Origin of the sequence: Sphingomonas mesophila (assembly GCF_003499275.1) — a bacterium.
GTDB classification, from domain to species: domain Bacteria; phylum Pseudomonadota; class Alphaproteobacteria; order Sphingomonadales; family Sphingomonadaceae; genus Sphingomicrobium; species Sphingomicrobium mesophilum.
Genome location: NZ_QWDF01000001.1, coordinates 832,376 through 852,882 on the forward strand (window position 1 = coordinate 832,376; position 20,507 = coordinate 852,882).

A 20,507-nucleotide genomic window follows, 5' to 3' on the forward strand; every position below is an offset into this window, starting at 1 on the left:
GCTCGCGAATTTGACAAGAGGGGCGGTCGGGTTCGGCCGCCCCTTTTTCATGGTCCTGTCCCGGAACGGGATGGTTAACCACTGCGCTCTGACGAAACGCCGCCAACCGCCGTTATGCACCGATCGTAAAACGATTTTTCGTAAATGCGGAGTGAATGGCGAGGGTGCGCTTCGATGACCGCCTGGCAACCGTGCTGGCCCAGCCGGCCGAGCAAGCGCACGACCGCAACGTGCGCTGGCGGCAGCTGGTCGACCTCGTCGCGCGCTCCAACGGCGATGCCGACCCGGCATTCCTTGAACGCGCGCTGTCGGTGATCGTCGGCGACCGCTCCGGCGTCCCCGAGCATCTGCGCGCCGCCGCCGCCCGCGCCATCGCCGGCCAGCCGGTGCCTGGCGCATTGCTGGTCGCCTTCGCCTCGGACACGCTGGCCGTCGCCGCGCCCTTACTCGCCGGCGCGGACTTGAAGCCGGACACGCTCGCCGCCGTCCGCTCCGCCGCCTCGCCGGAAGTCGCGCAGCTGCTCGCCTCGCTCCACGGCCCGGCCGAAGCGCCGCCGCCCGTCGCCAGGTCCGAACCGCCGCCGCCGCCGCCGCCACCGGTAGCGCCGGAGCCCTCGATCAGCGATGTCGTCGCCCGCCTCGACCGCGCCCGCACCGCGCGCGCCCGGCCGCGACCGGCGCCCGCTGCGCCGCAACCGGCAGGCGAGGGGCCGGCACTGTTCCGCTGGGAATGCAGCGCCAGCGGCGAGATCGACTGGGTCGACGGCGCCCCGCGCGGCCCGCTGATCGGCCGTTCGATCGCGGTCGCCGATCCCGACGAGGGGGTCGACGACTGCGTCGAGCGCGCCTTCGCGATCCGCGCCCCGTTCCGCGACTGCCTGCTCGAGCTCGGCGACGACGGCCGGCTGGCGGGCCACTGGACGATCAGCGGAGCGCCTGCCTTCGCCCCCGCCGACGGCCGCTTCGTCGGCTATCGCGGGATCGCCCGCCGCGGCGACCCGGCGCCGGCCCCCGCTGCCGCCGCCAGCCCCGCTCCGGCGAGCAGCGACACGCTGCGCGAGATGATCCACGAGATCAAAACCCCGCTCAATGCGATCATCGGCTTCGCGGAGATCATCGACGGCCAGTATTTCGGCCCCGCCCACCGCCGCTATCGCGAGCGCGCCGCCGAGATCGTGACCAATGCCAAGACCCTGCTCGAGGCCGCCAACGACCTCGATTTCGTCGCCCGCGCCCAGAGCGTTCCGGCCGGGACCGCCGCCGCGACCGACCTCGCCCCGTTGCTCACGCGGCTCGCCACGACGCTGACCGAACAGGCGGCCAAGTCCGGCGCCACGCTCGATCTCGACCTCGCCCCCGGCAGCCTCGCCTGCGCGCTCGACGCGCTGCTCAGCGAACGCCTCCTCGCGCGCTTCGGCGATGCGGTGGTCGGCGCCGCCTCGCCCGGCGAGCATCTCCTCGTCCGCGCCCGCGCCGAGGATGGGCGGATCGCCATCGCCGTCACCCGCCCGCGCGCCACCGTGCTGGCCGCGCGCGAGGATCTGCTCGATCCAGAGTTCTCGATCGGCCAGGCCGACCGCGCGCTGCTCGGGATCGGCTTTTCGCTGCGCCTGGTGACCGGCCTGGTCGAGCTCGCCGGCGGCGCCTTCGTCATCGACGACGAGCGCTTCACCCTGCTCCTGCCAGCCGCCTGAGCCCAGGCGGCGGTTGGTGGGCCCGGCAGGACTCGAACCCGCAACCAAGCCGTTATGAGCGGCCTGCTCTAACCAATTGAGCTACAGGCCCCACCATCCTTCGCCCTTCCGGGCTTCGGCCGGCAAGCCATTGCGGGTCCCGGCCGGCTTGCCAGCCGTAGCCCCCGAAAACGGGTGCGAAGGCTGGTCGGGGAGACAGGATTCGAACCTGCGACCCTCTGCTCCCAAAGCAGATGCGCTACCAGGCTGCGCCACTCCCCGGACCGCCGCCGCCTCTACGGGCTCGCGCCCGGCGCGGCAAATCTAATTGGCGCGGTTGTTGTCGGCGGTGTTCGAATCGACGCTGACGTCGACATCGACGTTCTGCGCCTTGTCGACCGCCGCCTCGGTGCCGTTGGCGATCGCCGCGCCCGCTTCCTTGGCGCCGTTGGTGACGTCGGCGACCGCTTCCTCGGCGGCATTCTGGTCATAGGACACGGTGACGCTGTTATTGCCCTCGCTGACGTTGCAGGCGGCAAGAGCGAGAAGCGGAAGCAGGGTGAGTGCGCGCATAAACGGAAATCCTCTCGTTAGGACGGCCAGCCTAGCGCCGCCGCCGCGATTTCCCAAGCGGCCGTTTGACCGGCCCGGCGAGCACCGCCAGCAGGGTCGTCCACGCCGCGACATTCTGCCGAAGCTGCACCGGATCGACCTTGTCGAGCGTGTCGTTGGCGGTGTGGTGGAGGTCGAAATAACGGGTCCCGTCCTGGCTCAGCCCGACCGCCGGCACTCCGGCCGCGATCATCGCGCCGATGTCCGATCCTTCCGCGGCGTCGAACGACCCGGTGAGGATGCCGAGGGGGGCCAGCGCCGCCGCCAGCCGCTTGGCCTCCTCGCGCCGCGCCGGCCCAAGCTTGCTGTTGACCCGCCAGATTCGGTCCGCGCCAAAATCGCTCTCGGCGATCGCATGGTGCGGCTGCGTTCCATAGCGCTTCTGATAGTCCACCCCGCCGAACAGGCCGATCTCCTCCGCCCCGAACCACACGATCCGGATCGTGCGCAGCGGCCGCCCGCGGTCCATGATCCGCTTGGCTGCGGCGGCGACGATCCCGCAGCCGGCGGCGTCGTCGATCGCCCCGGTGCCGAGGTCCCAGCTGTCGAGGTGGCAGGCGACCAGCACCGGCGCCAGCGCGGGGTCGCGCCCGGTGAGTTCGGCAATGACATTGCCCGACACGCCCGTGACCCTTTGCCCCTGGATCCGCAGCCGCATCGTCACCGGCTGGCCGCGCTTCAGGATTCGCTCCACCTGCTCGGCGTCGGGCACGCTCAGCGCGCCGACCGGGATCGGCCGAGCGCCGCCCTGGAATTCCATCACCCCGACGTGCGGCATGCGGTCGCGGTCGGTGCCGATCGAGCGAATGACCAGCGCCAGCGCGCCCTTGAGGCTGGCGACGGTCGGTCCGGCCCGCCGCGGCGCTCCGAACTGGCCATAGCCCGATCCGTCCTGGGTCGGCGCCATGCGGTGGTCGATGAACACGATCTTGCCGCGCACCGCCTCATCGGGCGCCAGCCGGAGCGAATCGACGCTGTCGAAGCCGATCACCTCGCCGGTCACCCCCTCGGGCCCGGTAAAGCCGCTCCCGCCGAGCCCGTTGACCACCAGTTTCTGCGGGAAGGGCGCGAGGATCTCGGCGCTTTCCGCCCCGCGCACCGGGGTCGTCACCGGAAATCCGTCGACCCGCACGTTGGTAAAGCCCATCGCGCGCAGCTTTGCCACCGACCACGCCCGGGCGCGCGCCTCGGCCTCGGTCCCGGCCAGCCGCTGGCCGACCTCGGTCGTCAGCCCTTCGGTGATGTCCCACGCATAATGGTCGTTGGCCGCCGCATCGTCGCGCAGCGCGGCCACCGCCGGATCGACCGCGACCGGCGGCGGCGGGGCAGGGGCCTGGGCGGCAAGCGGAGCGGCGGCGGCGGCGAGCAAGGCCGCGATAAAGCGAGAGGTCATGCGGGCCGCTTTAGCGCCAATGCGCCGCTTGTCATGCCCCCTTACAACAGCCGCATCTGCGCGCCCTCGGGCGGGACGAACAGGTCGCGGCGCAGCGGGAATTTGGACGGGATCAGCCCGTAGCGCTTCATCGCCTTGTCGAACCGCGTGCGCAGCAGCTCCGCCCACGGCCCCTGGCCCTGGTGGCGGGTGTGGAAATTGGGGTCGTTGTCGCGCCCGCCGCGAAGCGACTGGATGGTCGCCATCACCTTGGCCGCGCGATCGGGAAAATGCTGATCGAGCCAGGCGCGGAATAACGGCGCAACCTCGTGCGGCAGGCGCACGGGCAGATAGAACGCGCCACGCGCGCGAGCGCCCGCCGCCGCCTCGACGAGATGGTCGAGCTCGTGGTCGGTAATCTGCGGCACCACCGGCGCGATCGCGACATGGCACGGCACGCCCTCGGCATTGAGTATGCGCACTGCCTCCAATCGCTTGCGCGGCGCCGGCGCGCGCGGCTCGAGGATCCGCGCCGTCGCCGGCTCGAGCGAGGTCACCGACATCGCCACCGACGCGATCCCGAGTTTTGCCGCCGGCACCAGCAGGTCGAGGTCGCGCAGCACCCGGTCCGACTTGGTCGTGATGGTGAACGGGTGGCGGGTCTCGAGCAGCAACTCGATCAGCGAGCGCGTGATCCGCCAGCGCTCCTCGATCGGCTGATAGGGGTCGGTGTTGGTGCCCATCGCGATCGGCGCGCATTCATAGCCGGGGCGCGACAGCGCGGCGTGGAGCAGCTTGGCCGCGTCCGGCTTGACGAACAGCCGGCTCTCGAAATCCACCCCCGGCGATAGGTCGTGATAGGCGTGGGTCGGCCGCGCGAAGCAATAGATGCAGCCGTGCTCGCAGCCGCGAAAGGCGTTGACCGAGCGGTCGAAGCCGATGTCGGGCGAATTGTTGCGGGTGAGGATCGAGCGCGGCTTTTCGATCGTCACCGTCGTCCGGCGCGGCGCGACCCCGTCGATCGCCTCGACCTGGTCGAGCCAGTCGCCGTCGATGACATGGTCCTTGAGGTTGAACCGCGTCGGGCTCGCATTCCGCGTCGCACCGCGCGCCTTGATCGACTTGATGGGCATGGGGTGATGATGCGGCGTGAATGCGAACGAAACAAGAACAAATCAGCGGCGAGGAGCCGGGAAGCTGCAACGGTCAGACCCGATTCTGAAATGACTCCACTTCGCGCCGGCGTCAGGGCAGGATCAGGCATATGCAGAAGTTTTTCAGAGACGTGTCCGTCAATGTAACGGGGTCTCTGGTCGTCATATTAGTTGGCGCGCTTGGCGTGTGGCTGGCCAGCCTGACGCCCTCCATCGCTTTGTACGCTCCGATTTCCTACCTCGTGGTGTTTCTGCTGACAGTGGCCCTCGGCACATTGATTGCGCTTGCCGTTGGGCGGGCTCGGCAGGTTTGGTTACCCCCACCAGTGTCCGCATCGACCGGGCTGAAGGCCTACGACGATACGAAAATTCGGGAAGAAGTTGCAAACTTGGCTTCGTTGAAGAAGCAGATAGTCGAGGATTATCAGAGGATGTCCGGGCTGGAGGTGCGCACTTCCGACCAGATAGATCAATTGAAGATCGAAATACGCCGGCGGGAAGAAACAATCGGCTCAAACATCGGCGCTCTGCAAGACAGGATCGTCCAAATTGACGCTACCTATGCGGGGGAAATTGCCGAACTCAAGAGGGCGCTGGACAAGCACAACCGAGAAAACATTGCTCATCACAGCCTGAATTCGGACGCGCTCAGGACAAGGTTCGACGCGGTGTATAGGGCACTTGGCGCTATGTACCATCGGGAACGGCTATTGAGTCTGGAGCAACTGCTAGAGGATGAAGCAACGGAGTTGGCTGCTCCTACGCAAAATTTGACAACATACGATCGTGAGCAGTGGGGGATTTGGGAGGCGAAGGAGCGCGGTTGGAGACGAACTCTCGAAACGTGGTGTGACTTGGCAAACAATTACTCCCCAGGAATCCGAGATAAGGTCATAGCCGTTTCGGACGACCATTACTTTCAAAAGGGTCAAGCGACGGTAGATCAGTTTCCTGATGCAGAGGCTTACATTGCCTACAAAAGATTTTGCGCGCTCTGGAAAAATTGGAAAAATTGGCAGTTGGAGGCATTGCGCGCTGTGCATCAAGTCGCCTTCAATGGCGGCGGTCGAGTGCCGGTGGACGGAGCCGGAGATTTCGAGGAATTGGGCGACCGAAGTCGCTAGCGACGAGGAGAATAGCCTTCGAGATAAGGCGTCGTAAGCTAGCGGCGAGGAATGGGGAAACTCGGCCAGCGGCGTTGCGCCAATTCCTTCAATGTGGTCTGCGGAGTGCCGGCCAAGCCTTCGTAAACCCACAGGTTTCGCATCACGGCGGGGACGTAGAAGCGGGTTTCCCAATAGTTCAGGCTTTCAATCCACAGCAACGGATCGCCCCCGTGGTTGATGAAGTTCCAGCGGCCGACCGGCACCGGCCCGGCGTTGTAGGCGGCGATGATCTTGAGCAATTGCCCCTGGGTCGCGGGGTTGCGGCGCATCAACTCGATGAAGCTCTGGCCATATTCGAGGTTGGTCGCCGGGTCGGCGAGATTGCCGAGCGACTGGCTGCGCGCTCGGGCGATGTCGCCGGCGGTGCCCGGCCGCACCTGCATCAGCCCGACCGCGCCGGCCGGGCTCACCGCGGCGTGGCGGAAGTCGCTTTCCTGGCGGACGTGGGCCCACGCCCAGGCGGGGTCGATCCGCCAGCCGCCGGTCGGCGCCCAGCGCGGCAGCGGGAAGCGGTCGGCGGGCGACACCTGCGCGCCCGACGGCCCGTTATGGGCGAGCCAGAAGGCGGTCGCGGGGAGCTCCATCGCCCGCGCCTTGGCGACCAGCGCGCCGTGGTCGCGCGCGCCGCCGATCCGCGCCTGGTGGCGCAGCAGCCGCTCGGCCAGCGCGCGCTCGCCGATCGCCGACAGTTCATTGGCCCGGCGAATGTTGGGCAGTGCCTCGATCCGGCTCGCGGCGGGCGAGGGGGCGGGCAGCGCCTTCGACATCCCCAGAGTCTCGCGCGCCAGCAATCCGTAAAAGCTCTCGGCCGAGCGCGCGGCGAGCTTCATCAGCGGCGCGACATTGGCCGGTCGGCGGCATTTCTGCTCGGCGCGCGCGGCCCAGAAGGCGCCGGCGGCGCGCAACTCGCTTTCGGCGCGGCTGTAGGCAACGGCGCGGAAATGGCCGGCGGCGCTGGTGCAATCGTTGAGCCGCCAGTCGGACAGGCCGGCGATCCACTGCGCCTGCGCCGCCCAGTCGCCGGTCGCGCCGCTGATCCCGGCCTCGGCGACCCGTTTGGCGTCGGCGTCGCGCCCGACCAGATAGTAGATCCAGGCCACGCGTTGCGCGGCTTCGGCGCGGCCTTCGGGCGTCAGATAGGCCGCGCTCTGCAGATAGAGCGCCTCGGCCTCGGGGGCGAGATTGTTCTCGACCATCGGCGCCAGCGCCGTGCGCAGCTGGTCGGCGGCAGCGTCGCCCGCGACGAGCCGCGAGCGGTGGCGGCGCGGGGCGGCGCCGAGCGGGATCATCCGTTGCGACCGCGCAATCGGCGGGGTCTCGGTCGCGCCGCGCGACACCGCCAGCCGCTGCAATTGCTCGGCGTGGGGCAGGTCCGGCACTTCAGCCAGCAGCGCCAGCACCGGCTCGAGCTCGACCCGCGGCGATCCGCGCGCGGTGAACAATTCGGCCCGCGCCACGGGTTTGAGCACATGGTCGCCGAGCGCGTCGATGCCGGCCGCCGCCGAGCCCCAGTCGCCGCTTCGGATTGCCGCGAACACGCCGCGCCAATCCTTCGGCACGACCACCGGCCGGACGACCGGCGGCGGCGGGGTGGCGGGCTCGGGCGTGGTCAGCACCGGCCGGTCCTCGTCCTGCTCGACCGGCGCGAGCGGGTCCTCCTGCTGCGCGAAGGCGGGCGTGGCGGCGGCGGTGAGGGCAAAAGTCAGGCAAAAGCGGCGGATCATCATTCTTCCATCAACATGAGCAGGTCGCGCCACGCCAGCGCCTTGTCGGCCGGCCGGCTCAGCAGCCACGCCGGGGCGAAGGTGGCGATGGTGCGCACGCCCTCGACCTTGTGGATCTTGCCGCGGCGCTGGACGACCGTTCCGCCGAGCAAGGCCTTGGCCGGCGCGTCGCCGAACAGTACCAGTCTTTTGGGCGCGGCGAGCGCGATATGCTGGCGCGCGATTTCGGCGCAGCGCTCGAGGTCCGCTCCGCCGAGCCTGACGCCCGGTCCGCTGAAGCACGACAAATTGGCCAGATAGGCCTGTTCCGGCGCGAATCCGATCGCGGCGAGCATTTTTCGCGCCAATTCCCACGCCTCCCCCCCGATCGGCTCGCTCTGGCTGTCGAGCGCCGCCATGTCGGTCAGCAGCATGATCTCCGCCAGCTTCTCCCCGCGCGGCGCCGCCCGAACCGTCCCGCCTTTCGCCAGCGGCAGATCGGAACATTGTTCGAGCCAGGTCCGGAACGCAGCGAAATCGGCAGGAATCTGCGAATTATCAGCCTCCGCAACCGGCGTCGAGGAAACCACTGCAGTGTCCTTCAACCAGTCCCGCGGAGCCTCGTCGACCGCCACATCGACTCCGGCCTCGAGCCACCAGCCGAGCAGTTCGGCGGCAGCCCGTTGGTCGAGCGTGGTGGCATCCCCTCCCATCCCCGCGCTTGTCGGGAAGGTTGACGGCGCGGTCAAGGAATTGGCAGGGCAGGGCGACAAAGCGGCGCGCCCGCAGGACGAGGACAATTCATGAGCGACCGCGAATCGATGGAATATGACGTCGTCGTGGTCGGCGCCGGTCCCGCCGGCCTCGCCGCCGCGATCCGCCTCAAGCAACTCGCCGCCGAAGCCGGGCGTGAGGTCAGCGTCTGCGTCCTGGAGAAGGGCGGCGAAGTCGGCGCGCACATATTGTCCGGCGCGGTCATCGACCCGCGCGGCCTCGACGAGTTGATCCCCGACTGGAAGGACAGAAGCGCGCCGGTCGGAGTGCCGGTGACCGATAACCTCCACTGGGTGCTGACGGCCAAGGGCAAGCGCGCGATCCCGCACTGGCTGATGCCGCCGTTCATGTCGAACAAGGGCAATCACACCTGCAGCCTCGGCAACCTCACGCGCTGGCTGGCGAGCCAGGCGGAGGAGCTGGGGGTCGAGGTCTTCCCCGGCTTCGCCGCGGCGGAGATCCTGTTCAACGACAATGGCAGCTTGCGCGGAGTCGCGACCGGCGACATGGGCGTCGCGCGCGACGGCACTCACCGCCCCGATTACCAGCCCGGGATGGAACTTCACGCCCGCTATACCTTCTTCGCGGAGGGCGCGCGCGGCCACCTCACCAAGCGCCTGACCGAGCTGTTCGAGCTACGCAAGGACAGCGGCCCGCAGGTTTATGGCCTCGGCATCAAGGAGCTGTGGGACGTGCCCGCCGAGGTGCACCGGCCGGGCCGGGTGATCCACACCCAGGGCTGGCCGCTCGACGACGCGTGGGGTGGCGGGTTCCTCTATCATCAGGAAAACGGGCAGGTCGCGCTCGGTTTCGTCGTCGCGCTCGACTACCAGAACCCCTATCTGTCGCCGTTCGAGGAATTCCAGCGCTGGAAGACCCACCCGGCGATCCGCGCCGAAATCGCCGGCGGCAAGCGCGCGTCCTACGGAGCCCGGGCGATCAACGAGGGCGGGTGGCAGGCGGTGCCGAAACTGGCCTTCCCCGGCGGAGCGCTGGTCGGCTGCGCGGCCGGCTTCGTCAACGTGCCGCGCATCAAGGGCAGCCACACCGCGATCAAGTCGGGCATGCTGGCGGCGGACGCGGCCTTCGCCGCGCTCGGCGCCGACCGCCGCTGGGACGTGCTCGACGATTATGAACCCGCCGTCCGCTCGAGCTGGATCGCGGACGAGCTCAAGAAGGTCCGCAATGCCCAGCCGGCGGTGGCGCGCTGGGGCGGAGTTGCGGGCACGATCTTCGCCGGCCTCGACATGTGGCTCAATGCGCTCGGTTTGCGCACTCCGTGGACGTTGAAGCACCATGCCGATCACACGCGCATTCGCCCCAAGGACGAGGTCCGACCGATCGTCTATCCCAAGGCCGACGGGGCGCTGACCTTCGACCGTCTGTCCTCGGTATTCATCTCGAATACCAATCACGAGGAGGACCAGCCGGTCCATCTGACGCTCATGGATGCCGAGGTACCAATCAGCGTCAACCTTGCGCTCTACGATGCGCCCGAGCAGCGTTACTGCCCCGCGGCGGTCTATGAGATCGTTGAGGAAGCGGGGCGGCCGCGGCTCCAGATCAACGCCCAGAATTGCGTCCACTGCAAGACGTGCGACATCAAGGACCCGACCCAGAACATCAACTGGGTGGTCCCCGAAGGCGGTGGAGGCCCCAATTATCCGAACATGTAGCGCGGCGCTGCTGACGCTCGGCGCGCTGCTCGCCTCGCCCGCCGCCGCCAGCACTTCCGACGAGGCGCGGCGCATGTCGGACTATGTCTCGGCACGCGTGGCCGACGCGGTCGGCAATGCGGAGGGTTCGGCGCGGCTCTACGCGGCGTTGGCGAAAGAACTGCCGACCCACGCTGAGCTTCGCCAGCGTGCGGTCGCAAGTGCAATCCAGGCTGGCGACATGAAGCTGGCGCTCGAGCTTAGCCGCGGCCTGCCCTTCGACCGCGCGCCGCTCGAGTTGCGCATGTTGCGCATTGCCGACCTGCTGTTACGCGGCCGCAGCGCGGACTCGGTCCGGCTGCTGCAAAGCACTGGCGGGACGATCGACTCGACCTTTCTGCTGCCATTCGTCGAGGCGTGGGCGCGTGCCGACCAGGGCGACCCGGCCGCGCTGGCAAGCCTCGACTCGGTCAATCCGCAGAGCGCTCTGGCGAGCCAGCTCGACGAGCATCGCGCGCTCATCCTGCTCAAGCTCAAGCGGCCGGCGGAGGCGCTGCCGTTGGCGCAGAAGGCGCTGGCCGCGGCAGGCGGGCGGGCTGACCGCCTTCGGCTTGCGTTCGCCGAGGGGTTCCGTGCTGCCGGGGACTCGGCCAGCGCCGCAATGCTACTCGAGGGGCGCGGCACTGCAGTGGCAATCGGCCGAGCGCGGCTTGCCGCAAGGCGACCGCTTGGCGAGGCGATCGATTCCAGCCCGAAGGCGTTCGGCGAGCTGCTGCTCGGTCTCGCGGTCGCGCTCAACCGGCTCGAGGACAAGGGCATTTCGATCTCCCTGGCGCAGGTCGCGCGGTTCGCCAATCCCGGTAACGACGCGGCGCAGTTGCTACTCGGATTGCTGCTCGCCGAAGCCGGGCGAAGCGACCAGGCCGTCGCCGTTCTGCGCACGTTTCAACCGGAAGCCAGTTTTGCTGCCCAAGCCGCCGACGCGGAGGTGCGTTTGCTGCTGGACGCCGAGCGCGGCGAGGAAGCATTGAACCTCGCCCGGCGCCTGGCTGAGACGAAGCCCGGGGCGGATTCCTACGCCCGATTAGGCGGCGTGCTGAGCCGGCTCGAACGCCATGGCGAAAGCGCCGATGCCTATGCCCGGGCGATTGGCGCCGCGCGCTCCGGCCCGGCATCGGACGAACTATGGGAATTGATGCTCTACCGCGCCGGCGCATTGGAGGATTCGAACCGCTGGCCGGAAGCGAAAGCCGCTGCCGAGGCGGCGCTCGCGCTGTCGCCCGAAAACAGCCTGCTGCTCAACTTCCTCGGATACGGCATGCTCGAGCGGGGCGAGCAACTCGACGTCGCCGAGGCGATGGTGCGCAAGGCCAGCGCGCTGCGCCCCGACGATGCGTCAATCACCGATTCGCTTGGCTGGGCGCAATTCAAGCGCGGGCGCGTCGATGAGGCGATCGCGACCCTCGCGCGGGCAGCGGTGGCCGATCCTGGGCAGGCGGAGATCCGCGAGCATCTGGGCGACGCGCTGTTCACCGCGGGACGTCGGATCGAAGCGCGCTTCGAGTGGCGCGCGGCGCTGGCGACGGTCGAGGAAGCGGAGGTTCGCGATCGCCTCGAGCGCAAGCTGCAATCCGGCCTGACTCCCGCCACCGCGGCGCCGTGATGCGCCTGTCCGAGCCGGCGCCGGCCAAGCTCAACCTAGCGTTGCATGTGCGCGGGCGGCGGCCCGACGGGCGGCATACGCTGGAGACAGTATTCGCCTTCTGCACCGATGGCGACTTGCTGCACGCCGAACCGGCGGACGAATTGACGCTGGAGGTCATCGGGCCATTTGCCGGCGCTCTTGCCAACGATGGCGACAATCTCGCGCTGCGGGCGGCGCGGCTGCTGGCGGAGCGCGCCGAGGTTGCGGCTGGGGCGGCGCTGGTCCTCGACAAGAGATTGCCGGTGGCATCGGGCATCGGTGGCGGTTCGGCCGATGCGGCGGCGGCGCTCCGCCTGCTCACGCGGATGTGGAGCATCGCGCCCGATCACGCCCAGTGGGTGGCGCCGGTGCTTGGCGCCGACGTTCCGGCCTGCTTGCTGAGCATGACTGCCCGCGGCGATGGGGCCGGCGACGAGCTGCAAATGGTGGATGCCGGGGCCTCTGGCGCGCCGGTACTGCTCGTCAATCCGGGCGTTGCGGTGTCGACTGGCGAGGTGTTCGCGCGTTGGGACGGCGTTGACCGCGGGCCGCTCGGCGATTGGCGCGAGGGGCGGAACGACCTTGCCGCAGCGGCGCTGACGCTCGCTCCTGCCATCGGTGACGTGCTTAACTGGCTCGGTCGACAGGGCGGCGTACATTTCCTCCGGATGTCGGGGAGCGGGGCGACCTGTTTCGCTTTGTTCGACGACGAGGCTACGCGCGATGCGGCGGCTGCCGACTGTCCTGCCGAATGGTGGCGCCTGGCGACCTTCCTGCGCTAGGGCGAGAGCGATGGGCCGGCCAATCCTCACCGCCGCCGCGATGCGCGCCGCCGAGCAGGCCGCGATCGATGCCGGCACCTCGGTCGAGACGCTGATGGAGCGCGCCGGAGCGGCGCTGGCCGAGTCCGTGTTTCTGCACTGTGGGACGCGGCCGGTGCTGGTGCTGTGCGGGCCGGGCAACAATGGCGGCGACGGCTATGTTGCGGCGCGGCATCTGGCCGAGCGAGGCATCGCGGTTCGCGTGGCGGCGTTGGCCGAACCGAACAGCCCGGCGGCGGCGGCGGCGCGGGCGGGTTGGTCCGGAGAGGTGGCGGACTACGGCTCGGCGGAGTCTGCGCCCGTCTTGGTCGACTGCTTGTTCGGGACGGGACTGACCCGCGGGCTGAAGGCGCACGTTGCCGCTCGGCTCGGCGACCTCGCGGAGGCTGCGCAGTTGGTCGTTGCCTGTGACCTGCCGAGCGGGGTGGCGAGTGACAGCGGGGAAATACTGTCGCCGATCCCGCGCTACGACCTCACGGTGACCTTCGGAGCCTTAAAGCCGGCGCACCGGCTGATGCCGGCGATGGCGCACATGGGACGGGTCATATTGGCCGACATCGGCATCGATTTCAGCACGAACATGCACGAAATCGGCGCTCCCGTGCTGCCCCCGATCGCAAACGACGCGCACAAATACAGCCGTGGGCTGGTGCACTGCGTCGCGGGCGAGATGCCGGGCGCGATCGCCTTGAGCGCCGTGGCGGCGACGCGAGCCGGCGCGGGCTATGTTCGGATCAGCACTTCGCACCCCATTACGGGTCTGCCGCACGCGATCGTCCAGACCGGCAGCGCGGACCTTGGCGACGAGCGGATCGGCTGCGTCGTGGTCGGTCCCGGAATGGGCGATCTGCCGCAGCTGGTGACGCTGGCGCTGACCAGCCCGGCACCCAAGGTGATCGACGCCGACGCGCTGCGTCACATCGGCGATCCGCGCCGGCTGCACGGCCAGAACGCAGTGGTCACGCCGCACGCGGGTGAGTTCGCGGCGTTGTTCGGACGGATGGACGGGTCCAAGGCGGAGCAGGCGCTGGCGGCGGCGCGCGAGAGCGACGCGGTGGTGGTTTACAAGGGCCCGGACACGCTGGTCGCCGCGCCCGATGGGCGCTTGGGATTCGCTCCGCCGGCGCCGGCGTGGCTGGCCAGCGCGGGGACGGGTGATGTGCTCGCGGGGATGATCGCGGCGTTGCGCGCGCGACGAATGGACGCCTTCGAGGCGGCCTGCGGCGCCGTCTGGCTGCATGGCCGGGCGGCGGAGGCGGCGGGGCCGGGGATGATCGCCGACGATCTGGTCGTGGCCATCCCGACCGTCCTCACTTGAGCGAGCCAATCGTTCGGATCGCCGCGCGTGGCGAGGGGGTGACGCCAAGCGGCCGACACGTGCCGTTTGGCGTACCCGGTGACGTCATCGCCGACGATGGCGCGATCGTGCCGGGGCCGGGACACCAGGTGCCGCCGTGCCGTCATTTCCCCGAATGCGGCGGCTGTCAGTTGCAGCACCTCAGCGACTCCTCCTTCGCCGATTATTGCGCGAGCCGGGTGGCGGGGGCGTTGGCGCAGCACGGGATCGAGACCGAGGTTCGTCCGGCGCTGCTGTCTCCGCCGCGAAGTCGCCGCCGGGCGTCGCTGCGCGCGCTGAAGGCGGGTGGGCGAGTGCTGATCGGGTTCAACGCGCACGCCAGCAACCGCATCGTCGATATGCGCGAATGCTATGTGCTTCGCCCGGAACTGTTCGAACTGGTGGCGCCGTTGCGCAAACTGCTGGGTACCATTCTGCCGGCCAAGCGCACTGGCGAGATCCAGCTGACGCTGGCCGATCAGGGCGTCGACGTCGTGCTCAAGGGCGTCACCGTCGACGGGCTTGCGGCGATCGAGGCGCTGACCGAATTTTGCGAGCGCCACAGACTGGCCCGGCTGAGCATCGACGAAGGCTATGGCGCCGAACCGCGGTTCGAGCCGCGCCCGGCAACGGTGACTCTGGCCGGACGCGCGGTGGCGCTTCCGGTCGGCGCATTCCTTCAAGCGACGGTCGAGGGCGAGCGCGCGTTGACCGACGCGGTGCTCGAGGCAGTCGGGGAGGCGGAGCGGCCGCTCGACCTGTTCGCCGGGCTTGGGACGTTCGCGCTGGCTCTGCCCGGACGGGCCGGCGCGGCCGAAGCGTCGCGCGAGGCGGTGCTGGCGCTGAAGGCTGCCGCGCCGATGGTCGAAGTCCAGCATCGCGATTTGTACCGGCGCCCATTCGACGCGGCCGAGCTTGCCGCGCACGATGCGGTGGTGCTCGACCCGCCGCGCGCGGGGGCCGAGCAGCAGGTGCGCGCGCTGGCCGCCTCGAGCGTGCCGCAAATCGCCTATGTCAGCTGCAATCCGGCGACGTTCGCGCGCGACGCCCGGCTGCTCGCGGACGGCGGCTATAGGCTGCTATCGGTGCAGCCGGTTGGCCAGTTCCTGTGGTCGACCCATGTCGAGCTGGCGGCCGCCTTCGCGCGCTAGCTGTGCAGCCAATGCATGGCGGCGTGGACGGTGAGGCCGAGCAGGCACAACGAAGACAAAGCGAACAAGGCGAAGCGGATCGGCAGCACGTTGACCGTCGACTGCCAGATGCTGTGGGCGATGCGCAGGATCGCATAACCCCAAGCGAGGGCGACGTTGATCGGCTCGTTCTCGCCCATCAGCGCAAGCGCCAGGACGATCGCGTAGAACAAGGTCGGCTGCTCCATCAGATGCGCATAATTGTGCGCCGGCCAATTGTGCGGGCCGGGGGGCATGTCCGCACCGCGCACGCCGGGCGGCATCTTCGCGCGATTTTTCATGAACGGCGCGCGTTTGACTGCAAGCCATACGAGCATGACGAGGCTCCACGCGACGAGCGCGATGACCGGGCCGAGTAACGGTTGCGAGTCCATGTGTCCCCCTTTTTGGGGGAGCATAGCGGAGTGGGGGAGCGGTGCTAGTGGGGCGCGTTGTCATTGCGCGGAGCGCGACGCTCCAGCTCCGGCGCCGTTGAATTGCCGCGCCGCTTCGCGGCTCGCAATGACGAGAAGGAGACTACCCCTCCACCATCCCCATCGCGCTGCGACCGGGAGGAGCCCTCAGTCGAACAACTTCGCGAACCTGGGCTTGGCGCGGTTGCGCCAGTGGCCGCGGTGGTAGGCGTCGCTGGCGAGGAGCGGCAGGACCGAGGTGGCTTCGGCGAACACCATCTGCTCAAGCGCGGTTGAGACCTTGCCCCAGCTGGCCGCTTCCTGGAGCGTTGAGGAGGAGCAGGCGCCGTCGCGGACGTCAGCGACGGTGATCTGGATGGCGTATTTGTGCACCTCGACATCGTCGTGGCCGAGGATTTCGGCGCACACCACCGTGTCCTGCGCGAAGTTCTTGGGAACGCCGCCGCCGATCATGAGGAGGCCGGTGGTCCCGGCCTTGATCTTGATGTCGGTCAGCTCGCGGAAGTCGGCGATCGAATCCATCGTCATATAGTGGCCGCCGCGCTTCATCGCGTCGGCCTGGTGCTTGACTAGCCCGAAGCCAGCCGAGCTGTCGGTGAACGCCGGGCAGAAGATCGGCACGTCATGCTCGTAGGCGAGCTGGACCAGGCTGCCGTCCTTCTTGGCGTTGCCGGCGGCGAGCCACTTGCCCATCTCGCGGATGAAAGCGCGGCTGGAATAGGGGCGCGGCTCGAGGCTGTCGGCGATGAGGCCGATGGTATGGTCGCAATCCTGCAGCGCGACCTCGTCGATATAGGTGTCGTAGATGCGGTCGATGTAGAGCGAGCGGAGCGTGTCATCGTCAGGGATTTCAAGCGCTTGATAGTGCTTGTGGCCAAGCGCTTCGAAGAAATCCATGTCGACGATAGAGGCGCCAGTGGCGACGATCGCGTCGACCATATTGTTCTTCACGAGCTCGGCATAGAGATCCATGCAGCCGCCGGCCGAGGTCGAGCCGGCGATCACCAGCCACACTGAGCAGTCGGGATCGGCGAGCATCTGGTTGTAGATGTCGGCAGCGCGCGCGAGGTCGCGGCTGGTGAAGCTCATCTTGCCCATCGCCTCGACGATCGGGCGCGCGTCGAAGCTGGTGATGTCGATATGCTCGACGACGTTCGACAGCAGCTCGGACTTTCGCGTGTCGTTGATTTTGGTCTCGTCCTGGACCTTGTTGAGCGTGTCGGTGGTCATTGGCAAACTCCATTCCCCTCCCGCTTGCGGGAGGGGTTAGGGGTGGGGATATGTCGCGGGCGGGAGCTAGCCCACCCCCGGCCCCTCCCGCAAGCGGGAGGGGAGAAGGACGGCGCCCCTCCCGCAAGCGGGAGGGGTGATTGCTACAATTTCACGACGTTGGAACGCTTGGGCTCTTCGATCGCGGTGTAGAGCGAGGTCATCGGCTCGTCGGCGACGATCACGCGGTCCTCGACTCCGAAGCCGTTGAAGCCCGTGCGCATCGCGCAGCCGTAGGCGCCGAGCATGCCGATCTCGATATAGTCGCCGGCGACGATATCGCCGGGCAACTCGAACGGGCCGGCCATGCGATCAAGATCGTCGCAGGTCGGGCCGTAGAAGCTGAAGCCCATCGGGCGCGTGTCGCTGTCGGGCTCGCGGATCAGCCGGACCGGATAGCGCCAGCCGATGTGCGCGGCGTCGAACAAAGCGCCATAGGCGCCGTCGTTGATGTAGAGCTCGTCGCCGCGGCGCTTTTCGACCCGCACCAGGACCGAGGCATATTCGGCGCACAAGGCGCGGCCGGGCTCGCACCACAATTCGGCGCTGTAGCTGATCGGGAGCGCTTCGAAGGCGCGGTGGATGACCTCGAAATAGGCTTCGAGCGGGGGCGGCTCCATGCCCGGATAGGACGACGGGAAGCCGCCGCCGACATCGACGATGTCGACCGTTACCGCCGCCTCGACGATCGCGTCGCGGACCCGGCCCATCGCCTCGGCATAGGCGGCCGGGCTCATCGCCTGGCTGCCGACGTGGAAGCAGATGCCGAGCGCGTCGCTGGCCTGGCGCGCTGCCATCAGCAGCGCCTTCACCTCATTGGGCTCGGCGCCGAACTTGGCGGCGAGGCTGAGGCGGGCGTGGTCCGAGCTGACTCGCAGGCGGACGAGCAAATTGAGATCGGTCGCCGCGGTGCCGTCGTCGGCCGCGGTGGCGGTGACGATCTTGTCGAGCTCTTCAAGCGTATCGAGGCTGAAGGTCCTGACGCCATGCTCGTGATAAGCCTCGGCGATAGCCTCCGACGCCTTGACCGGGTGCATGAAGCACAGGGTCGCGTCCGGGAGCGTTTCCGCAACCAAGCGCACTTCGCCGAGCGAGGCGACGTCATAATGGGTGACGCCGGCGTCCCACAGCACCCGCAGCAGTTCGGGCGAGGGATTGGCCTTGACCGCATAGAGCGACATGCCCGGAAACTTCTCGACGAAGAAGCGGGCGGCGCGGGTGGCGGCATGCGGGCGAAGCAGTGTCACCGGCTGGACCGGGCGCTGCTTCGCGATGTCGGCAACGGTGAGGCTGCCGGTCGGGGCGGTCGCTAGCCCCAGCGCGCGATGATGCTTGTGCAATTCAAGGGACCTCCAGTGGGTAGTGAGTGAAGCACTGCCTTGCGGTTGGAAGTCCCATGGGGCAGCGGAGGCGCGATATATGGTCGAGGGGTGGCGGTGTAAAGAATTTTTGGTCGCCGCGCCGGGCCCATGGCTCGGTTCGTCGGCCGATTGCCACGTTGCGGCGAAATGCTTGAAAGATCAGGGACTTGCCGAGGATGGTTGAGGTCACTCGCGACGATGTGCTGGCGGCGGAGGCGCGGATCGCAGGGGCGGTGATGGAGACTCCGCTGCTGCAAAGCGAAATCTGCGGGGTGGCGTGCCACCTGAAATGCGAGTCGCTACAGACCGGCGGAGCATTCAAGCTCCGCGGCGCCAGTAACCGGTTGCTGGCGATGAGCGCGGACGAGCGGGCGCGGGGCGTGGTCGCTTTCTCGTCGGGCAACCATGCGCAGGGCGTGGCGATCGCGGCGCAGCGGCTGGGGATGTCGGCAACGATCGTCATGCCGGGCGATGCGCCGGAACTGAAGGTGGCGGGGACCCGAGCGGCGGGGGCGGAGATCGTGTTCTACGACCGAGCGGGCGAGAGCCGGGAGGCGATCGCGGCGCGGATCGCGGCGGAGAGCGGGGCGATCGTGGTGCCGAGCTTCGATGATCCGTGGGTGATTGCCGGGCAGGGGACGGTCGGGAGCGAGATCGAGCGCCAATTGGGGACGGCGCCGAACGCGGTGGTGGTGCCGTGCGGCGGCGGCGGGCTGACGGCGGGGATCGCGCTAGCGCTGCCGGGGGCGCGGATCGTGGCCGCCGAGCCAGAGGGGTGGGACGATATGCGGCGGTCGCTCGCCGCGGGCGAGATCGTGCCTGTGGGGAAGGGTGCGCCGCCGACGCTATGCGACGCGCTTCAAACCCCCCGCGTGTCGCTTCTGACGTTCGACATCCTGCGGGCGCGGGGAGTGGAGGTGGTGACGGTGAGCGATGCCGAGGTGCGGGAGGGCGTGCGGTTGGCGTGGCAGGAGCACCGGCTGGTGGTCGAGCCGGGCGGGGCGGCGGCGCTGGCGGCGGTGCTTGCGGGGAAGGTCGCGGTGCACGAGGGGACGGTGATCGTGCTGTCGGGCGGGAATATCGACCCGGCGCTGCACGCGGAGATCGTCGGCTAAGCGGCGGCGGTGCGGTATTGGCCGGGGGCGACGTGGCTCGGGCTCGAGCGCTCGACCGCTCTGGTCAGCTCCTCGAGCTCGGCGGCGAGCGTCTGGAGCTCGGCGGCGAGCGCCTTGGGATCGGTGTCGGCGAGGCTGGCGGAGGCGTCGAGCAGGCTGTCGAGCATCATTGCGATGCACGGCAGGATGGTCTCCTCGATCCGCTCGAAGGCTTCCTCGAGCCGCTGCTGGCGCACCACTTGATCCATCGGCGGGACCGTCGCACGATTGCGGTTAAGCCTTCGTGAAAGGAGCGCGACGATGGAAGATTTTGCGAATTTGGCGCTCGGCCTGGCGATGATCGCGGCGTTCCTGCTGATCGCCGGCGGGATCGCGCTCATCCGCCGCGACGACGACCGCAAGCGCGGCATCCTGATGATCGTCGCGGCGGCGGTGCTAATCGCCAACGTGGCGATCTGGACGGTCTAGGTGAGGGCGGGGCGGGTCGCGAAGTCCTGGCCGAGGCGCATGTCGAGATAGCGGTCGACGCTTTTCATAAGCTGCGGCATTTCCTCGGCGAAGAAGTGGTTGGCGTGGGGAATGGTGTCGTGGTGGATGGTGATGTGGCGCTGGGTGCGCAGCTTGTCGACCAGCTTCTGAACCGCTCCCGGAGTGACCACCTCGTCCGCTTCGCCCTGGATGATGATGCCCGAAGAGGGGCAGGGGGCGAGGAACGAAAAATCATACATGTTGGCGGGCGGCGCGATCGAGATGAAGCCCTTGATCTCCGGTCGGCGCATGAGGAGCTGCATGCCGATCCAGGCGCCGAAGCTCACCCCGGCGACCCAGGTTTGCTCGGCTTCGGGATGAATTTGCTGGACCCAGTCGAGCGCGCTAGCCGCATCGGAGAGTTCGCCGACGCCATTGTCGAATGTGCCTTGGCTGCGACCGACGCCGCGGAAGTTGAAGCGCAAGGTGGCGAAGCCGCGGCGCACGAAATCCTTGTAGAGCAGCTGCACCAGCTTGTTGTTCATGGTGCCACCGGCCTGAGGGTGCGAGTGGAGGATCATCGCCACCGGCGCGCGCGGGCGCGGCCCCGGGTTGAAGCGGCCTTCGAGGCGGCCTTCGGGTCCGGGGAAAATGACTTCGGGCATGTCGCGGCGCTCGCACTGCAAGGAGGAAGATTCGGAATTCGCGTCGGCAGGTGCGCGGCGCGGGCCGAGCCTATAT

19 protein-coding genes and 2 tRNA genes are annotated in these 20,507 nt (G+C 68.5%); 9 read left to right on the forward strand and 12 right to left on the reverse strand.

All coding sequences use genetic code 11. The annotated features are described in order from the left end of the window. The first annotated feature begins 155 nt into the window (after positions 1-155). Entirely contained in the window at positions 156-1,694 is a 1,539-nt protein-coding gene (locus D0Z60_RS04350; RefSeq protein WP_118857118.1) for a histidine kinase dimerization/phospho-acceptor domain-containing protein, read from the forward strand. Between the two features lie 14 nt (positions 1,695-1,708). On the opposite strand, the gene D0Z60_RS04355 is transcribed toward D0Z60_RS04350, so the two are convergent. The 5 genes from D0Z60_RS04355 to D0Z60_RS04375 all read right to left on the reverse strand — a co-directional run bounded on the left by D0Z60_RS04355 (position 1,709) and on the right by D0Z60_RS04375 (position 4,790). After that, positions 1,709-1,785: transfer RNA gene (locus tag D0Z60_RS04355), tRNA-Ile, on the reverse strand. Between the two features lie 93 nt (positions 1,786-1,878). Continuing rightward, a tRNA-Pro gene (locus D0Z60_RS04360) sits at positions 1,879-1,955 on the reverse strand. Positions 1,956-1,997: 42 nt separating this feature from the next. Then, on the reverse strand, positions 1,998-2,246 hold the full coding sequence (locus D0Z60_RS04365; RefSeq protein WP_118857119.1) for a hypothetical protein: 249 nt from the start codon (positions 2,244-2,246) through the stop codon (positions 1,998-2,000). A 31-nt stretch (positions 2,247-2,277) separates the two neighbouring features. Further along, positions 2,278-3,678 carry a M28 family peptidase gene (locus D0Z60_RS04370; RefSeq protein WP_118857120.1) on the reverse strand — a complete coding sequence of 467 codons (1,401 nt, stop codon included), beginning with the start codon at positions 3,676-3,678 and terminating at the stop codon, positions 2,278-2,280. Positions 3,679-3,719: 41 nt separating this feature from the next. After that, positions 3,720-4,790 (reverse strand): PA0069 family radical SAM protein, encoded by a 1,071-nt coding sequence (locus tag D0Z60_RS04375; RefSeq protein ID WP_118857121.1) that lies wholly within the window; start codon positions 4,788-4,790, stop codon positions 3,720-3,722. Positions 4,791-4,921: 131 nt separating this feature from the next. Between D0Z60_RS04375 and D0Z60_RS04380 the strand changes: the two genes are divergently transcribed. After that, positions 4,922-5,935: a CvpA family protein gene (locus D0Z60_RS04380; protein ID WP_118857122.1), complete on the forward strand. Its 1,014-nt coding sequence runs from the start codon at positions 4,922-4,924 to the stop codon at positions 5,933-5,935. A gap of 38 nt (positions 5,936-5,973) precedes the next feature. Here D0Z60_RS04380 and D0Z60_RS04385 read toward each other — a convergent pair whose 3' ends face one another. Together D0Z60_RS04385 and D0Z60_RS04390 are read right to left on the reverse strand one after the other, a co-directional pair. Then, entirely contained in the window at positions 5,974-7,701 is a 1,728-nt protein-coding gene (locus tag D0Z60_RS04385) for a lytic transglycosylase domain-containing protein (RefSeq protein WP_162888072.1), read from the reverse strand. Then, positions 7,701-8,393, reverse strand: coding sequence for a uracil-DNA glycosylase family protein (locus D0Z60_RS04390; RefSeq protein WP_118857124.1), 693 nt, complete (start codon positions 8,391-8,393; stop codon positions 7,701-7,703). Before D0Z60_RS04390 ends, D0Z60_RS04385 begins: the two co-directional genes overlap by 1 nt. 90 nt (positions 8,394-8,483) lie before the next feature. On the opposite strand from D0Z60_RS04390, the gene D0Z60_RS04395 reads away from it, so the two are divergent. Genes D0Z60_RS04395 through D0Z60_RS04415 form a run of 5 tightly spaced genes read left to right on the forward strand, consistent with a single transcriptional unit; the run spans position 8,484 to position 15,101 of the window. After that, entirely contained in the window at positions 8,484-10,130 is a 1,647-nt protein-coding gene (locus D0Z60_RS04395) for an electron transfer flavoprotein-ubiquinone oxidoreductase (RefSeq protein WP_118857125.1), read from the forward strand. Continuing rightward, positions 10,102-11,772: a tetratricopeptide repeat protein gene (locus D0Z60_RS04400; RefSeq protein ID WP_162888073.1), complete on the forward strand. Its 1,671-nt coding sequence runs from the start codon at positions 10,102-10,104 to the stop codon at positions 11,770-11,772. Before D0Z60_RS04395 ends, D0Z60_RS04400 begins: the two co-directional genes overlap by 29 nt. Then, positions 11,772-12,575 (forward strand): 4-(cytidine 5'-diphospho)-2-C-methyl-D-erythritol kinase, encoded by an 804-nt coding sequence (locus D0Z60_RS04405; RefSeq protein WP_118857127.1) that lies wholly within the window; start codon positions 11,772-11,774, stop codon positions 12,573-12,575. Before D0Z60_RS04400 ends, D0Z60_RS04405 begins: the two co-directional genes overlap by 1 nt. Positions 12,576-12,585: 10 nt before the next feature. Continuing rightward, the gene (locus D0Z60_RS04410) at positions 12,586-13,932 is read left to right on the forward strand and encodes an NAD(P)H-hydrate dehydratase (RefSeq protein ID WP_118857128.1); all 1,347 of its coding nucleotides are present in this window, start codon (positions 12,586-12,588) and stop codon (positions 13,930-13,932) included. Continuing rightward, a complete protein-coding gene (locus D0Z60_RS04415) occupies positions 13,929-15,101 on the forward strand; it encodes a class I SAM-dependent RNA methyltransferase (protein ID WP_118857129.1) in 1,173 nt (390 codons plus the stop codon). Before D0Z60_RS04410 ends, D0Z60_RS04415 begins: the two co-directional genes overlap by 4 nt. Here D0Z60_RS04415 and D0Z60_RS04420 read toward each other — a convergent pair. From D0Z60_RS04420 to D0Z60_RS04430, 3 genes are all read right to left on the reverse strand, one after another. Next, on the reverse strand, positions 15,098-15,514 hold the full coding sequence (locus D0Z60_RS04420; protein ID WP_118857130.1) for an MAPEG family protein: 417 nt from the start codon (positions 15,512-15,514) through the stop codon (positions 15,098-15,100). The two genes, D0Z60_RS04415 and D0Z60_RS04420, sit on opposite strands and share 4 nt — an antisense overlap. 186 nt (positions 15,515-15,700) lie before the next feature. After that, positions 15,701-16,783: a 1,9-bis(guanidino)-5-aza-nonane synthase gene (locus D0Z60_RS04425; RefSeq protein WP_118857131.1), complete on the reverse strand. Its 1,083-nt coding sequence runs from the start codon at positions 16,781-16,783 to the stop codon at positions 15,701-15,703. A gap of 143 nt (positions 16,784-16,926) precedes the next feature. Beyond that, entirely contained in the window at positions 16,927-18,162 is a 1,236-nt protein-coding gene (locus tag D0Z60_RS04430) for a type III PLP-dependent enzyme (RefSeq protein ID WP_118857132.1), read from the reverse strand. 197 nt (positions 18,163-18,359) lie between these two features. On the opposite strand from D0Z60_RS04430, the gene D0Z60_RS04435 reads away from it, so the two are divergent. Next, positions 18,360-19,298 (forward strand): threonine ammonia-lyase, encoded by a 939-nt coding sequence (locus D0Z60_RS04435; RefSeq protein WP_118857133.1) that lies wholly within the window; start codon positions 18,360-18,362, stop codon positions 19,296-19,298. Here D0Z60_RS04435 and D0Z60_RS04440 read toward each other — a convergent pair. Continuing rightward, entirely contained in the window at positions 19,295-19,546 is a 252-nt protein-coding gene (locus tag D0Z60_RS04440; RefSeq protein ID WP_118857134.1) for a hypothetical protein, read from the reverse strand. The two genes, D0Z60_RS04435 and D0Z60_RS04440, sit on opposite strands and share 4 nt — an antisense overlap. A 52-nt stretch (positions 19,547-19,598) precedes the next feature. Between D0Z60_RS04440 and D0Z60_RS11630 the strand changes: the two genes are divergently transcribed. Further along, positions 19,599-19,766, forward strand: coding sequence for a hypothetical protein (locus tag D0Z60_RS11630; protein ID WP_162888074.1), 168 nt, complete (start codon positions 19,599-19,601; stop codon positions 19,764-19,766). On the opposite strand, the gene D0Z60_RS04445 is transcribed toward D0Z60_RS11630, so the two are convergent. Continuing rightward, a complete protein-coding gene (locus D0Z60_RS04445) occupies positions 19,763-20,431 on the reverse strand; it encodes an alpha/beta hydrolase (protein WP_118857135.1) in 669 nt (222 codons plus the stop codon). The two genes, D0Z60_RS11630 and D0Z60_RS04445, sit on opposite strands and share 4 nt — an antisense overlap. Between the last annotated feature and the right edge of the window lie 76 nt (positions 20,432-20,507).

Excerpts from the sequence above, each read along its gene's own strand:
- D0Z60_RS04350 (WP_118857118.1), top strand. The coding sequence starts at position 156 with ATGGCGAGGGTGCGCTTCGATGACCGCCTGGCAACCGTGCTGGCCCAG.
- D0Z60_RS04365 (WP_118857119.1), bottom strand. The coding sequence starts at position 2,246 with ATGCGCGCACTCACCCTGCTTCCGCTTCTCGCTCTTGCCGCCTGCAAC.
- D0Z60_RS04370 (WP_118857120.1), bottom strand. The coding sequence starts at position 3,678 with ATGACCTCTCGCTTTATCGCGGCCTTGCTCGCCGCCGCCGCCGCTCCG.
- D0Z60_RS04375 (WP_118857121.1), bottom strand. The coding sequence starts at position 4,790 with ATGCCCATCAAGTCGATCAAGGCGCGCGGTGCGACGCGGAATGCGAGC.
- D0Z60_RS04380 (WP_118857122.1), top strand. The coding sequence starts at position 4,922 with ATGCAGAAGTTTTTCAGAGACGTGTCCGTCAATGTAACGGGGTCTCTG.
- D0Z60_RS04385 (WP_162888072.1), bottom strand. The coding sequence starts at position 7,701 with ATGATCCGCCGCTTTTGCCTGACTTTTGCCCTCACCGCCGCCGCCACG.
- D0Z60_RS04390 (WP_118857124.1), bottom strand. The coding sequence starts at position 8,393 with ATGGGAGGGGATGCCACCACGCTCGACCAACGGGCTGCCGCCGAACTG.
- D0Z60_RS04395 (WP_118857125.1), top strand. The coding sequence starts at position 8,484 with ATGAGCGACCGCGAATCGATGGAATATGACGTCGTCGTGGTCGGCGCC.
- D0Z60_RS04405 (WP_118857127.1), top strand. The coding sequence starts at position 11,772 with ATGCGCCTGTCCGAGCCGGCGCCGGCCAAGCTCAACCTAGCGTTGCAT.
- D0Z60_RS04410 (WP_118857128.1), top strand. The coding sequence starts at position 12,586 with ATGGGCCGGCCAATCCTCACCGCCGCCGCGATGCGCGCCGCCGAGCAG.
- D0Z60_RS04420 (WP_118857130.1), bottom strand. The coding sequence starts at position 15,514 with ATGGACTCGCAACCGTTACTCGGCCCGGTCATCGCGCTCGTCGCGTGG.
- D0Z60_RS04425 (WP_118857131.1), bottom strand. The coding sequence starts at position 16,783 with ATGACCACCGACACGCTCAACAAGGTCCAGGACGAGACCAAAATCAAC.
- D0Z60_RS04435 (WP_118857133.1), top strand. The coding sequence starts at position 18,360 with ATGGTTGAGGTCACTCGCGACGATGTGCTGGCGGCGGAGGCGCGGATC.
- D0Z60_RS04440 (WP_118857134.1), bottom strand. The coding sequence starts at position 19,546 with ATGGATCAAGTGGTGCGCCAGCAGCGGCTCGAGGAAGCCTTCGAGCGG.
- D0Z60_RS11630 (WP_162888074.1), top strand. The coding sequence starts at position 19,599 with ATGGAAGATTTTGCGAATTTGGCGCTCGGCCTGGCGATGATCGCGGCG.
- D0Z60_RS04445 (WP_118857135.1), bottom strand. The coding sequence starts at position 20,431 with ATGCCCGAAGTCATTTTCCCCGGACCCGAAGGCCGCCTCGAAGGCCGC.